This window comes from Novosphingobium sp. GW821-FHT09E05, from assembly GCF_059416165.1.
This window is the reverse complement of sequence record NZ_JBWKOQ010000002.1, coordinates 77,090-89,120: the sequence shown is the minus strand read 5'-3', so window position 1 is coordinate 89,120 and position 12,031 is coordinate 77,090. Positions and strand designations below refer to the sequence as shown.

General features: G+C 68.0%; 15 protein-coding genes. 3 read left to right on the top strand and 12 right to left on the bottom strand.

The window, feature by feature from the left end; all coding sequences use genetic code 11:
* Window positions 1–127: 127 nt before the first annotated feature.
* Window positions 128–1,189 (bottom strand): aldo/keto reductase, encoded by a 1,062-nt coding sequence (locus AC07M9_RS12150; protein WP_494884012.1) that lies wholly within the window; start codon window positions 1,187–1,189, stop codon window positions 128–130.
* A 133-nt stretch (window positions 1,190–1,322) separates the two neighbouring features.
* On the opposite strand from AC07M9_RS12150, the gene AC07M9_RS12145 reads away from it, so the two are divergent.
* The 3 genes from AC07M9_RS12145 to AC07M9_RS12135 all read left to right on the top strand — a co-directional run bounded on the left by AC07M9_RS12145 (window position 1,323) and on the right by AC07M9_RS12135 (window position 3,675).
* A complete protein-coding gene (locus tag AC07M9_RS12145; protein WP_494884011.1) occupies window positions 1,323–2,471 on the top strand; it encodes a pyridoxal phosphate-dependent aminotransferase in 1,149 nt (382 codons plus the stop codon).
* A 348-nt stretch (window positions 2,472–2,819) separates the two neighbouring features.
* Window positions 2,820–3,284, top strand: coding sequence for a hypothetical protein (locus AC07M9_RS12140; RefSeq protein ID WP_494884010.1), 465 nt, complete (start codon window positions 2,820–2,822; stop codon window positions 3,282–3,284).
* A 7-nt stretch (window positions 3,285–3,291) separates the two neighbouring features.
* A complete protein-coding gene (locus AC07M9_RS12135) occupies window positions 3,292–3,675 on the top strand; it encodes an alpha/beta hydrolase fold domain-containing protein (protein WP_494884516.1) in 384 nt (127 codons plus the stop codon).
* Here AC07M9_RS12135 and dmeF read toward each other — a convergent pair.
* The 11 genes from dmeF to fliN all read right to left on the bottom strand — a co-directional run bounded on the left by dmeF (window position 3,672) and on the right by fliN (window position 12,020).
* The gene (gene dmeF, locus AC07M9_RS12130) at window positions 3,672–4,598 is read right to left on the bottom strand and encodes a CDF family Co(II)/Ni(II) efflux transporter DmeF (protein WP_494884009.1); all 927 of its coding nucleotides are present in this window, start codon (window positions 4,596–4,598) and stop codon (window positions 3,672–3,674) included. The two genes, AC07M9_RS12135 and dmeF, sit on opposite strands and share 4 nt — an antisense overlap.
* Window positions 4,599–4,606: 8 nt before the next feature.
* Window positions 4,607–4,882, bottom strand: coding sequence for a metal/formaldehyde-sensitive transcriptional repressor (locus AC07M9_RS12125; protein ID WP_494884008.1), 276 nt, complete (start codon window positions 4,880–4,882; stop codon window positions 4,607–4,609).
* Between the two features lie 519 nt (window positions 4,883–5,401).
* Window positions 5,402–6,004 (bottom strand): response regulator transcription factor, encoded by a 603-nt coding sequence (locus AC07M9_RS12120; RefSeq protein WP_494884007.1) that lies wholly within the window; start codon window positions 6,002–6,004, stop codon window positions 5,402–5,404.
* A gap of 251 nt (window positions 6,005–6,255) precedes the next feature.
* Window positions 6,256–6,627, bottom strand: coding sequence for a flagellar export chaperone FliS (locus AC07M9_RS12115; RefSeq protein ID WP_494884006.1), 372 nt, complete (start codon window positions 6,625–6,627; stop codon window positions 6,256–6,258).
* 1 nt (window position 6,628) lies between these two features.
* Window positions 6,629–8,044, bottom strand: coding sequence for a flagellar filament capping protein FliD (fliD, locus tag AC07M9_RS12110; RefSeq protein WP_494884005.1), 1,416 nt, complete (start codon window positions 8,042–8,044; stop codon window positions 6,629–6,631).
* 89 nt (window positions 8,045–8,133) lie between these two features.
* Entirely contained in the window at window positions 8,134–9,273 is a 1,140-nt protein-coding gene (locus AC07M9_RS12105; protein ID WP_494884004.1) for an EscU/YscU/HrcU family type III secretion system export apparatus switch protein, read from the bottom strand.
* On the bottom strand, window positions 9,270–10,094 hold the full coding sequence (gene fliR / locus AC07M9_RS12100) for a flagellar biosynthetic protein FliR (protein ID WP_494884003.1): 825 nt from the start codon (window positions 10,092–10,094) through the stop codon (window positions 9,270–9,272). The genes AC07M9_RS12105 and fliR overlap by 4 nt, the downstream gene beginning before the upstream one ends.
* Entirely contained in the window at window positions 10,091–10,381 is a 291-nt protein-coding gene (gene fliQ / locus AC07M9_RS12095; protein WP_494884002.1) for a flagellar biosynthesis protein FliQ, read from the bottom strand. Before fliQ ends, fliR begins: the two co-directional genes overlap by 4 nt.
* A gap of 156 nt (window positions 10,382–10,537) precedes the next feature.
* Entirely contained in the window at window positions 10,538–11,275 is a 738-nt protein-coding gene (gene fliP, locus AC07M9_RS12090) for a flagellar type III secretion system pore protein FliP (protein ID WP_494884001.1), read from the bottom strand.
* A 161-nt stretch (window positions 11,276–11,436) separates the two neighbouring features.
* On the bottom strand, window positions 11,437–11,703 hold the full coding sequence (locus AC07M9_RS12085) for a flagellar biosynthetic protein FliO (protein WP_494884000.1): 267 nt from the start codon (window positions 11,701–11,703) through the stop codon (window positions 11,437–11,439).
* A gap of 5 nt (window positions 11,704–11,708) precedes the next feature.
* Complete coding sequence (gene fliN / locus AC07M9_RS12080) at window positions 11,709–12,020, bottom strand: flagellar motor switch protein FliN (RefSeq protein ID WP_494883999.1); 312 nt, start codon at window positions 12,018–12,020, stop codon at window positions 11,709–11,711.
* Between the last annotated feature and the right edge of the window lie 11 nt (window positions 12,021–12,031).

The window sequence follows — 12,031 nt, the reverse complement described above, 5'->3', positions numbered from 1 at the left end:
TGTCGATAGTACGATTCTTTTGAGGCCGGGAATGCCTTCGACCGGTCTGCGATGCCGATGGCGATCCCAGCCTACGCTGGGATGACGGCATGTGCCGGCATGACGGTATGTGCCGGCATGACGGTATTTATCGCTTCTCCACCGTCACCCCGCCGAACATCATCCCTTCCGCCGGGCCGGTCAGCACGTCCATCGGGAACACCGTGTGCACACAACTCGCCGCGTCCAGCCGGGCGAGCTGCCCCGCGTCCAGTGTCAGCGCCAGCGCGCCGAGGTTGTCGGCCAGCTGCTCGGGCGTGCGGGCGCCCAGCACCGGCGAGGCGACTGCCGGGTTCGCCAGCGTCCAGGCGAGCGCGACCTGCGCGCTGGAGGCGCCGATCTCCTGCGCCACCGCCGCCACCTCGTCGGCGATGGCGAGGTTGCGCTCGCTGAGCCGCCCGGTCGCCGCGTTCATCGTCCTGCGGTCGTAGGCGCCGCCCGGCTCAGGCGGGGAGAGGTCTGCGCGGGTGTATTTGCCCGCCAGCACGCCGCCGGCCAGCGGCGACCAAGGGCACACGCCCATGCCCATCTCGGCCGCCATCGGGATCATCTCTCGCTCTACCGTGCGCTCGATCAGCGAGTAGCTGATCTGCAGCGCGCAGAACGGCGTCCAGCCGCGCAGCTGCGCGATCGCCTGCATCCGGCTCGCCTGCCAGGCGGGGGTGTCCGAGAGGCCGGTGTAGAGCACCTTGCCGCCACGCACGAGGTCGTCGAAGGCGCGCAGGATCTCTTCCACCGGCGTGCGGAAGTCCCACATGTGGAGGTAGAGCAGGTCGATCCAGTCGGTGCCCATCCGCCGCAGCGAATCCTCGACCGAGCGCACCATGTTGCGCCGGTGGTTGCCCGAGGCGTTGGGATCGCCGGGCCGGGTGGTGAGCGAATACTTGGTCGAGATCACCACCCGCTCACGCCGTGTGCCGAGAATGCGGCCGAGCACTTCCTCCGAGCCGCCCATGCCGCCGTAGAAGTCGGCGGTGTCGATGAAGTTGCCGCCCATGTCCATGTAGGTGTCGACCATCTGAGCCGCCTGTTCGTCGCTGGAGCCCCAGCCGCCGGGCTCGACGCCGAAGGTCATCGTCCCCAGCGCCAGCGGCGAAACCCGCAGGCCGGAACCGCCCAGCAGGCGGTAGTGATCGAGCCTCGTGGCCATTCGTTTCTCCTCTTCGCGCCCTTGTGCCGCGCAGTATCGCCACTGGCCATGGGTGCGGGGCGCTCTGCCCGCTGGGTCAAATCGACCTTCCGCGCGCATTGCATCGCGCCCACCCGCATCGTAGCACGCGGGCATGATCGCCCATGTCGAACCCTTCCACGCGACCACGATCGGCCGCATCGCCTACGAACTTGCCGCGCAGGGCCGCGACGTCATCCACATGGAGTACGGCCAGCCCTCGACCGGGGCGCCCGCCGCCGCCATCGCCGCCGCGCACGCGGTGCTCGACAGCGAGCCCGGCGGATACTGGGAAAGCCCTGCGTTGCGCGAACGCATCGCCCTGCACTATGCCGAGGCTTACAGCGTCACCGTGTCGCCCGAGCAGGTGTTCCTGACCTGCGGCGCCTCGCCCGCCTTCGTGCTGGCGCTGTCGTGCTGCTTCCGCCCCGGCGCGCGCGTGGCGCTGGCCCGGCCCGGCTACGTCGCCTACCGAAATGCGCTGCGCACCCTGTACCTTGAGCCGGTGGAGATGCCCTGCGGCCCGGAGGAGCGCTATCAGGTCACCGCCGCGGCGCTCGACGCGCTCGACCCCGCGCCCGAGGGGCTCATCATCGCCAGCCCCGCCAATCCCACGGGCACCGTCATCGCGCCGGACGAACTGGCCGCGATCGCCGAAGTCTGCGCGCGCAAGAACATCATGGTGATCTCGGACGAGATCTACCACGGCCTCACCTATGGCCCGGTGGCGGATTCGCTGCTCCAGCACGTGCCTGACGCGCTGGTGGTGAACAGTTTCTCCAAGTGGTTCAGCATGGCGGGCTGGCGGCTCGGCTGGCTGGTGGTGCCAACCGCGCTGATCGATGCCGCGCGCGCGCGGATCGCCAACCTGTTCCTCACCCCGCCCGTGCTGGCCCAGCACGCCGGGCTCGTCGCCTTCGACTGCCATGAGGAGTTGGAAGGCCACCACGCGAACTATGCGCGCAACCGTGAACTGCTGCTCGCCGCGCTGCCGCGTCTCGGCCTCGCGCATATCGCCCCGCCCGACGGCGCCTTCTATATCTGGGCGGACATCGGCCACATGACGAGCGACAGCCTGGCCTTCTGCCGCCAGTTGCTGGAGGACACCGGCGTCGCCACCGCGCCCGGCATCGACTTCGACCCGGTCGAAGGCCACCGCTTCATTCGCCTCAGCTTCGCCGTGTCCACACCCGAGATCGAGGACGCCATCGAGCGTATGGTCACGTGGTTCGCGGCGCAGTGCCAGCAGGCGAGCCCGGCCTGACGACCGCCGAACCATGCATACAATGCCCCAGCTCCGCTGGAACAGGTCAGGCAACCGGAGCAATCTGGTGAAGAACACCGGCGCGTGTGGGAAACGACGCCGTGCGGGATATCACGCTGGCCCAAGCCGATCGGGCGACCTGACGACTTGTCGCCATCGGCAAGTCGTGATTCCTGCGGGATGAGCCGCTACAGCATCCGGAGGGGGATATACACCGGGCTTTCACATCCCTTCGGCAGACTGTAGCAAGGCGGGACGGTGCTTTACTGCCCGTGTCATATGCGTATTGACGCAAGGCAGGACTTTGGGACTTTTGCGCACCCCTTCGGACGCGAGAAAAACATAGAGATGGCGAGTACCCTGGACAAATTCACCGATGACCGTGCCCGCGCGAAGCGTTTGCGTGAATTCCTGCACGATTGTGCGGGAAGCGGTCCGGGTGAGGAGATCGACCGTGTGCGAGAGGCTGTGCTCGAACTTGCGGGCACCGGCGTTTGCGGTGTCGGCACCCGCGGCGGCAGAAACGGGTTCGACATCGCGGCGGTCCACGCCATGCTGGACTGCGGCGCGGGCATGAGCGCGGTGCTGGAGATCATGGGCCGCGACACGCGTTTCATGCTGTCGCGCGGGGCCTACGATTCCTGCCTTGCGAGCGTCGTGAACGGCGACGGTTCGGAAGAGTCGCTCGCCGAAGGGCCAACCTTGACGCTGGCTCTTCTCGGCGCGCACGTTTCCGCCGTCCTGTCCCGGCTCGAAAAGGGTGCGCAGACCGGCGAGCCCGTGACGGCGCCCGCGTCGATGCGCCTCCACTGACGCAAGCCTGGGCCGCGATTTCCCAGCAGTAGCGGCCCGGCGGTCACGCCTTCGCCTGTGGAACAGGAGGAGCAACGTGCTGGGCTGGACGTCGTACCTCAGCCGCACCCCCGGCGGCGAAGGTGTCCCGGCTTACGCTGCTCCGGCCCGGCGCGAGCGGCTGCAGGGACTAGCCCCGGCCTGGATCGGTGTGGGTACGTGCGACTTGTTCCACGACGAGGACGTGGCTTACGCGCAGCGGCTGCACGAAGGGGGGGTGTCCTGCACGTTGAAAGTGGTCGATGGCGCGTTCCACGGGTTCGACCTCGTGGGACAGAAGGTGCCGGTCGCCCGCGATTTCCGCGACAGCTACGTCGCGTTCTTGCGCGGGCTACTCGGCGTGGCCACCTAGGCGCACTCCACCGTCAGGTGTGCGAGTTCGTGGACGGGCGCCAGGCGGTCCCGGATGATCGCCGCCGTCACGCCGGGTGCGGCGACGACGCCGACGATCGCCGCGTGCGCCTCGGGGCCGACGCGCCAGACGTGGAGGTCCGCGATGCGGGCGTCGCCGGGCATCTCCACCAGTTCCCGCACTTCCTCGGCGACATGGTGGTCGGAGCGGTCGAGAAGTACCGCTGCCGTGTCGCGCATCAGCCCCCAGGACCAGCGCGCGATGACGATACCGCCGAGGATACCGACCACCGGGTCCATCCACACCCAGCCGAGATAGCGACCCGCCAGCAGCGCCGCGATGGCCAGGACCGAGGTCAGCGCGTCGGCCAGGACATGGATGTAGGCCGAGCGCAGGTTGTTGTCGTGCGCATGGACCTGGCCGTGATCGTGATGATGGTGCCCATGGTGTTGATCGTGGCCATGGCCGCCAGAGAGCAGGGCGGCACTGGCGATATTCACCAGCAGGCCGACGCCCGCGATCACCGTCGCCTCGCCGAATGCAACGGCCGTCGGATCGAGCAGGCGGAGTATCGACTCGGCACCGATCCACAGCGCGACCAGCCCCAGTACTATCGCCGAGGCGAACCCGGCGAGGTCGCCCACCTTGCCGGTTCCGAAGCTGTAGGCCGGGCTGCGCGCATGTCGCTTGGCGTAGGCATAGGCCGCTGCGGCGATCGAAAGCGCGCCGGCATGGGTCGCCATGTGAAAACCGTCGGCCAGCAGTGCCATCGATCCCGTCGCGTAGCCTGCGGCGATCTCCCCCACCATCATCACGGCGGTGAGCAGCACAACCCATCGCGTCCGGCGGGCATTGTCGTCGTGGGCCGAGCCCAGGAACACATGGCTGTGCGTATGGGCGTCGAGGTTTGGAAAAGTCGCCATGCCGGGTCCTATTTCACGTAACGGCGGATGACCGCCAGCAGCGCTTGGGCCCCTTCGGCGCGCTCGGCGTCGGTGAGGCCGGGCGTAGCCACGTGCGCTTCCAGATGGTCGGCGATGATTTCGTCCATGAGGCCGTTAACAGCGCCGCGCACGGCGGCAACAAGGTGCAGGACCTCGCCGCACTCCGCGTCCGACTGGAGCGCGCGCTCGACGGCACCGACCTGTCCGGCAATGCGGCGAACCCGCGCAATGAGTTGAGGGGTGGTATGGGAGACGTGCGCCATAGGTATACCCCCTATGCCTATAATGGCCGGCGGTAAAGCGGCGTTCTCTGGTTGTCCGATCTAAAGCTGGCGCCCGCAGCCGGTTTGACCAAAGCGACGAAGCGGCGCTTCGATCATGTCCTCCCGGATGACGATCTGCGCTGCCGGCATCCGGGGTTGCTTGCTCACTACGAGGGTAGATGATGCGCTTTCCGGCGGATGCGCAGATTCAGGCCGCACTTGTCCTCTCTTCGCGGCTTTCCCGTTCCCAGAATCCCGCTCGTCATTGCGGATCGTGATCCACCGGCGTCAAAAAATGTCATCAGAACGCTGTCGCAGCGCCTGCTGCCTGCGCGGGACGACGGCTGCTGGCATGGCAAAAAAGGGCGACAGGCCCGGTCGGGAGGGGAGTACGGCCGGGCCTGCGCTCAGGAGACTGCGGGTATGGATGCCGGCGCTTTCGGTGCCGACCGGTCACTTCTATCGGGGCATGGCTAATGTAGGGTTCACGGCGGATTAGGTGCAGTTACCGATCCCCGGTCAGTTCACCAGCGAGGCCTCGATGGCGATGCGGATGGCGTCGGAGGTGTGGTTGGCGCCCAGCTTGTTGAGCATGTTGGCGCGGTGGATTTCCACGGTGCGCGGGCTGATCGAGAGTTTCTCGCCGATCAGGCGATTGGAGAGACCGCTGGCGACCCCGCCCAGTACTTCCCGCTCGCGGCGGGTCAGGCGGTCCACCCGGGCGCGGGCCATGACTTCGCGCAGCTTGGCGTTGCCCAGACCTTCGGCGCGGGTGATGGCCTTGGCCAGGTTCTCGACCAACTCCTCGGGGCTGATGGGCCAGGCGATGTAGTCGATCGCGCCGTCGAGCACGGCCTGGACGATGCGCTGCGCGCCCGGCTGCTCGCTGAAGGCGATGATCGGGAACCACTCTCCGTGGCGGGCCATGCTGTCGATCAGATCGTCGATCGCGCCGGGTTCGTCGTGAATCAGCACCACGCCCGAACGCGGCCATGACGCGGTCAGTTCGGCGACATGCTCGAACGGCTCGACATGGATGTTGCCGGCCGAAAGCACATGGCTGATCGCCGCGCGGCGGCGCATGTCGCTGTCGATCAGGATCAGGTTCGAGATGAGGTCCACGGCCAGTCTCCCACTTTGGATTTGTGCTTAGGGAGATATTCGCATCGATCGCTCGCCGCGCGCGGGACCTGCTCCGAAACCGAGCCAACACGGGCTTGCGCAAGGCTAACTCCGCATGTTCCGCGATTACGCAATCACCGAAACGGCGCGGCTTGCGGGCGATGGTGCTTCAACGCGCCCAGCAAAAGCGCAGTTCAGCGGAATTCTTCGACCCTGGCCACTCGCCCCGCCGGTGGAATGACGTTCGCCGGCTAGCCGCCCTTCAGCGCGCGTCCGATTTCGACGAAGTCCTCCCGCAGGACCGTGATCCGACCGGAATCGAACTGCAGCGCGCTGTCCAGGACGGTGCGACGCGCGGCCTCGTAGAGCTGGCTGAGCGCGCCCGCTACGCCTTCGCCGCCGGCCAGCCCCATCTGGAGCGCGGTGATCGCGGTCAGGGCGCGGGTTATCGAGCGGCTCTTGAGGCAGTTGTCGCCGCGCCGGTCGGCGTGCACCGCGGTGCCCAGCGCGCTGACGAGGTGTTCGTAGCACAGGTGCACGAGTTCGGCCGGACCGGCGCCCTTGACGCGGGCATCGAAATCCACGCGGCGATAGGCTTCCTGGGGGGAGGTGAGGAGCATCATGTCAGCTGCTCTTGTTCCACTGGGCGATCTGGTTCGTCAGCATCGAGAGCGTCGACTTCGACGCGCCGATGCGCGCTTCCGACGCCGTGAACTGCGAGACGAGGCGCGCGCGCAGCTTTTCCTGCTGCTCGGCCAGGGTCGTCTTCTCCGAGGAAATGCTGGTCCTGCTTTTGGTGTAGCCCGCGAGCGAGCTGCCGAGCGAATAGGCGTCGCTGGAGGAGACGGCCGCGCGGTAAATGCGGTCGACGGTGCCGTAGACGCCGTTGACGCCGTTGGTGAACATTGCGGTGACGCCTTGCGGGTCGGCGGTCATCGTCGCCGAGAGCCGGTCGGTGTCGAGCGCGAAGGTGCCGTCGCGCTGGGTCTTGAGACCGAGGTCGGCGAGCGTCTTCGCGGCACCCGTCGCGCCCGGCATGATCGTGGCCGAGCCCAGCGCGGACAGCGAGCGCTTGAGCGCCCGTGCGCCCGCGTCGTTGGCGAGGTCGCCTCCGATCGTGGTCGCGCCGTTCAGCGCACCGACCACTTCGTTGAGCGCATCGACGAAATCCTGCATCGAACTGGCGATAGCGCTGGCCGGGTCGGAGAAGGCGACGGTTGTCGGGGCGCCGGTGTTCGTGCCCGAAAGCTGCAGCTTCACGCCGGGAATCGCGTCGATGACGGTGTTCGACTTCGCGGTCATGGCAAGGCCATCGACCTTGAACGCCGCGTCGCTGGCGGCGGCGAGCAGCTTGCCGCTGGTCGAGGCGGGATTCCAAGCGAGGGCGGAAAGGTTCGGGTCGCCGGCTTCCAGCACGAAGCCGTTGGCCGCGCCTTCCGCGCCCTTGAGTACCAGCTGCGCGCCGTCCACGGTGTTGGTGACGTAGGCGCTCACCCCGGCGTTGGCACCGTTGATGGCGGTCGCGACGTCGGCCAGCGTGGCGCCCTGGGGGATGGAGATATCGACGGCGGCGTGGCCGGAATCCTGCGCGAAGCTGCTGCCGGAAACGGTGCCGAACTTCAGCGTCAGCGTGCCCGAGCCGACCGGGCTGGTGGTCGCCGCGAAGGGCGCGCTGGCCAGTTGCTGGCCGCCTGCCAGCCTGGTCACTTCGAGCGAATAGCTGCCGGTGGGCTGGCTGCTGCCCGACAGCGCGGCGCTGGCGACGCCGCCGTTACCGATCGTAGGCGTGCGGGCGAGGTTGCCCGAGCGGACCAGCGAGCCGAGCGAGGTGTCGAGCCCCAGCAGCAGCGACTTGATGTTGGAAGCGGCGGAAATCTGCGCATCGAGCTTGTCGGACTTCGCCGCGAGCCGGTCGTTGCGCGAGGAAAACTGCGCCGTCGCCAGGTTGTTGGCGAGCGCGGTCATGTCGACCCCGCTCCCTCCGCCGAGCGCGGTTGCGAGCGAGGACGTGGTGGTCACGGAGGAGGTGCTGCTTACCATGGTTCCCAGAACGGTGTCTTTAGCGTGGGGTTAAGGGCGGGTTAGCGACCACTTTGGGCACGCGCGGAGATGTTGCCGGGCGAGAGCCCTCACGACACCGAACCTGGATCGAGCCGCCCCTCCGCGTCGAAGCGCAGTGTCACCGGCACCGAGACCTGCGGCGCGCTCCGTTTCTCGCCGCGTTTCAGGGCGAGCACGAAGGCGAGCAGCGCGGCCACCGCGACGTAATGCTCCTCGCGGATCACCTGCTGTTCGCGCGTGGTGTAGAACACCGAGCGGGCCAAAGCGGGGTATTCGAGCACCGGAAGCGCGTTCTCGGCCGCGAGCTGGCGCATGGCGAGCGCCTTGTCCCCGCGCCCCTTGGCGACCACGATCGGGGCGCCGGCCTTGCTGGGGTCGTAGGCGAGCGCGACGGCGAAATGGACCGGGTTGGTCACCACGAACTGCGCCTGCTTCATCGCCGGCACCAGCCCGCCCATGGCGATCTTGCGCTGGCGGTCCTTGATCATCGCTTTCTTCTCGGGCGCGCCTTCGCTTTCCTTGGACTCGTCTCGCACGTCCTGCAGCGTCATGCGCAGGCGCATCATGCGGCGCACGATCTGGATCGGCAGGTCGAACAGCGCGATCAGCAGCAGCCCGCCCGAAAGCCAGAACATGAGCAGGACGATGGTGCTCCAGGCCCAGGAGAGCTGGCCCATCACGTCGCCGCGCCCCAGCCGCGCGAAGGCGTCGATGCGCCCGTCCGCCCAGGTCCAGGCGATGACGCCCAGCAGGCCGACCTTGGCGAGGCCCTTGACCATCTCGATCCAGCCGGAGGGGCCGAACACGCGCTTGAGCCCCGACATCGGGTTGATGCGCGAGCCCTTGGGCGCGAGGTTGCCGCCCACCCAGCGCCCGTCGCCAAAGCCGAGCTGCGATATCAGCGACACCGCGATCACCGCGCAGCCCAGCACCGCGATCGGCGGCAGTCCGGCGACGAGCGCGTCGATCAGCATGTCGCCGGGGCTGAAGTCGTCGAGCGCGGCGCGGTCGAACGAGAGGCCCTTGCGCAGCGTCCGCTCCGACAGGTCGAGCACCCACGGCCCCGCCAGCAGCAGCCACGCCGCGCCGATCGCCATCGAGGCCGCGATCGCCAGTTCGCGCGGGCGGATAACGTCGCCGCGCTGCGCCGCGTCGCGCTTGCGCTTCTCGCTGGGCGCGAAACTCTTCTCGCCTTCCTGTTCGCTCATGAGGTTCGGGCCGCAACCGACTCCGATTGACGAGAGAATTTGGGAACCAGCACGTCCTCGACCTGCTCCAGCGCTTCCTCGGACAGGCGCGAGACCATGTCGGTCAGCACCGGCGCCGCGATCATCAGCGCCGCGATGCCGCCCAGCACGCCCGCCGGCATGCCCAGCGAGAACAGGTTGAGGGCAGGCGCCGAGCGGCTCAGCACGCCGGTCACCAGCTGCACCACCAGCAGCACCAGCGTTACCGGGAGGGCGATGGCGACGGCGGTCAGCAGCATCTGCGAGGCGAAGCCGGTGACGAGGGCGAAGCGCTCCGGCCCCAGCCAGGTCTGGCCGGGCGGGAACACCTCGTAGCTGCGCACCACCAGCGCGAACCACTGGAGGTGCGCGCCCAGCGCCAGGAACACCACGGTGAGCACGACCATGAAGTACTGGCCGATGGCGGGCGACTGCGCGCCGCCGACCGGGTCGATCGCGACGGCCATGTTCATGCCCATGCCGCCGCCGATGATCTCGGCCGCGATCACCGGTGCGGCGAACGACAGTTGCAGCACGAAGCCCAGCGTCAGGCCGACCAGCACTTCGCCCAGCACCATCAGGATGCCGGGCGCCGAGAGCAGTGCGGCGGGCGCCGCCACCGGCGTCCACGCGCAGACGAGCACCGCCACCGCGCCCGCGACCATCACGCGTGCCTGCGCCGGCACGGTCACCGCGCCGAACAGCGGGGCGGCCACCAGCGCCGCGCCGATCCGCGTCATCACGAAGACCAGCCGCCAGAACTCGGCCTCGATCGCGCCGAAGCCGAAGTCGATCCCGATCACCGGGCCACTTCCTCGGCCTGGCCGGTCCGGGCGATCTGGGCGAAGATATCCTGGGTGTAGTCGGCGATCAGCGTCATCATCGAGCCGCCCAGCAGCACCAGCACCAGCGCGATCACCGCCAGCTTGGGCACGAAGGTCAGCGTCTGCTCGTTCACCGAGGTCGCCGCCTGGATCACGCCGATGACGAGGCCCACCGCCAGCGAGGCCAGCAGCACCGGCGCTGCCACCAGCGCGGTCACCCACAGCATCCGGTCGGCAAGGGCGAGTAGGGCGCTTATGTCTTCCATGGACGCGGTCCTTCGGGTTGGCCGTAACCGCCCTTACCCGTCGTCCCCGCGCAGGCGGGGACCCCGCTTGTTCTTGTTGGGCCGCAAGGAAGCGGGGCCCCCGCCTTCGCGGGGGCGACGGGGTTTTGGGTATCTCGGGTGGCGCTCGACATTCCGCTACCCGAAACTCGCCGCGAGCGAGCCCATTAGCAGCGACCAGCCGTCCACCATGACGAACAGCAGCAGCTTGAACGGCAGCGAGACCACCATCGGGCTCATCATCATCATGCCCAGACTCATCAGCACCGAGGACACCACGAGGTCGATCACCAGGAACGGCAGGAACAGCATGAAGCCGATCTGGAACGCGGTCTTCAACTCGCTGGTGACGAAGGCGGGCATCAGGATCGAGAACGGCACCTCGGCGGCGCTGGCGAAGCGCGGGGCCTTGGCCATCTGGGCGAACATCATCAGGTCGCGCTCGCGCGTCTGGCGGATCATGAAGGCGTGGAACTCGCGCCCGCCGTTCTGGATCGCGGCCTCGGCATTGATGGTGCCGGCCGAGTAAGGCGCGATCGCGGCGGCGTTCACCCGCTCCAGCGTCGGCGCCATCACGAACAGCGAGAGGAACATCGACAGCCCGATCAGCACCTGGTTGGGCGGCGACTGCTGCAAGCCGATCGCCTGCCGCAGGATCGAGAGCACCACCAGGATGCGGGTGAAGCTGGTCATCATCAGGATGAGGCTGGGCAGGATCGTCAGCAGCCCCATGATGAGCAGCAGCTGGAGCGACATGTTCATGCCCGGCCCGCCGGTCCCGCCGAGCGATCCGAACGCCCGGTCGAGCGCGCCGGGGATGGCGGTGGGGGCGGGCGCGGCCTGGGCGTGGGCGGTGGTCGACAGCAGAAGGGCCATGACGAGCGCTGGGAGAAGCGAAAGAATTCTCCCCCCCTTTCCGTCATCCCCGCGAAGGCGGGGACCCATCTGACGACGGCGCAACTGGAAGCGACAGGGGATGGGTTCCCGCCTTCGCGGGAATGACGAGTGTGGGTTGCAAATGGAGCGCGCCGACCCGCTCATTCCACCTCTCCGCGCGCAGGCGCTTCGGCCAGCCGCGCCAGCCCCTGCCGCGACACCGAAACCAGGATTTCCCGCCCATGAAACTCGATCACCGCCAGCTTCAGCGTCGGCGAGAGCATGGTGGTCTCGACGATGCGGATCGACTTCGAGCCCGTGCCGACCCCCACCCGTGCCTGCACCGTGCGCGCCAGCTTCAGGCAGCCCCAGACCAGCGCCGCGATCAGCGGCAGCAGCACCAGGAGCTTGAGTACGTACCACAGCATCGCGGCTACTCCTGCCCGCCGAGACCGCCCTCGGGCAGCCCCAGCGCGTCGCCCGGCGCGGCGGTCTCCTCGATGCCGAGCATCTCGACGATGCGCAGCCCGAAGCGCCCGTTGTGCGAGACGACCTCGCCCTTGGCGATCGGCTTGCCGTTGACCAGCACGTCGAGCAGCTCGTCGGTCATGCGGTCGAGCATGACGAGGCTGTCGGGCCCGAGCGCCAGGACGTCCTTGAGCTTCATCTGCGTGCGGCCCAGCTCGACCGAAAGGCGCACGTCGACATCGCGCAGGAAATCGAGGCCGCGGGAGTGGATGCTCATCTTTTCCATCT

Bases quoted from the DNA above. Each gene is read 5' to 3' on its own strand.
- AC07M9_RS12150 (WP_494884012.1), bottom strand. From the start codon at position 1,189: ATGGCCACGAGGCTCGATCACTACCGCCTGCTGGGCGGTTCCGGCCTG.
- AC07M9_RS12145 (WP_494884011.1), top strand. From the start codon at position 1,323: ATGATCGCCCATGTCGAACCCTTCCACGCGACCACGATCGGCCGCATC.
- AC07M9_RS12140 (WP_494884010.1), top strand. From the start codon at position 2,820: ATGGCGAGTACCCTGGACAAATTCACCGATGACCGTGCCCGCGCGAAG.
- dmeF (WP_494884009.1), bottom strand. From the start codon at position 4,598: ATGGCGACTTTTCCAAACCTCGACGCCCATACGCACAGCCATGTGTTC.
- AC07M9_RS12125 (WP_494884008.1), bottom strand. From the start codon at position 4,882: ATGGCGCACGTCTCCCATACCACCCCTCAACTCATTGCGCGGGTTCGC.
- AC07M9_RS12115 (WP_494884006.1), bottom strand. From the start codon at position 6,627: ATGATGCTCCTCACCTCCCCCCAGGAAGCCTATCGCCGCGTGGATTTC.
- fliD (WP_494884005.1), bottom strand. From the start codon at position 8,044: ATGGTAAGCAGCACCTCCTCCGTGACCACCACGTCCTCGCTCGCAACC.
- AC07M9_RS12105 (WP_494884004.1), bottom strand. From the start codon at position 9,273: ATGAGCGAACAGGAAGGCGAGAAGAGTTTCGCGCCCAGCGAGAAGCGC.
- fliQ (WP_494884002.1), bottom strand. From the start codon at position 10,381: ATGGAAGACATAAGCGCCCTACTCGCCCTTGCCGACCGGATGCTGTGG.
- fliP (WP_494884001.1), bottom strand. From the start codon at position 11,275: ATGGCCCTTCTGCTGTCGACCACCGCCCACGCCCAGGCCGCGCCCGCC.
- AC07M9_RS12085 (WP_494884000.1), bottom strand. From the start codon at position 11,703: ATGCTGTGGTACGTACTCAAGCTCCTGGTGCTGCTGCCGCTGATCGCG.
- fliN (WP_494883999.1), bottom strand. From the start codon at position 12,020: ATGAGCATCCACTCCCGCGGCCTCGATTTCCTGCGCGATGTCGACGTG.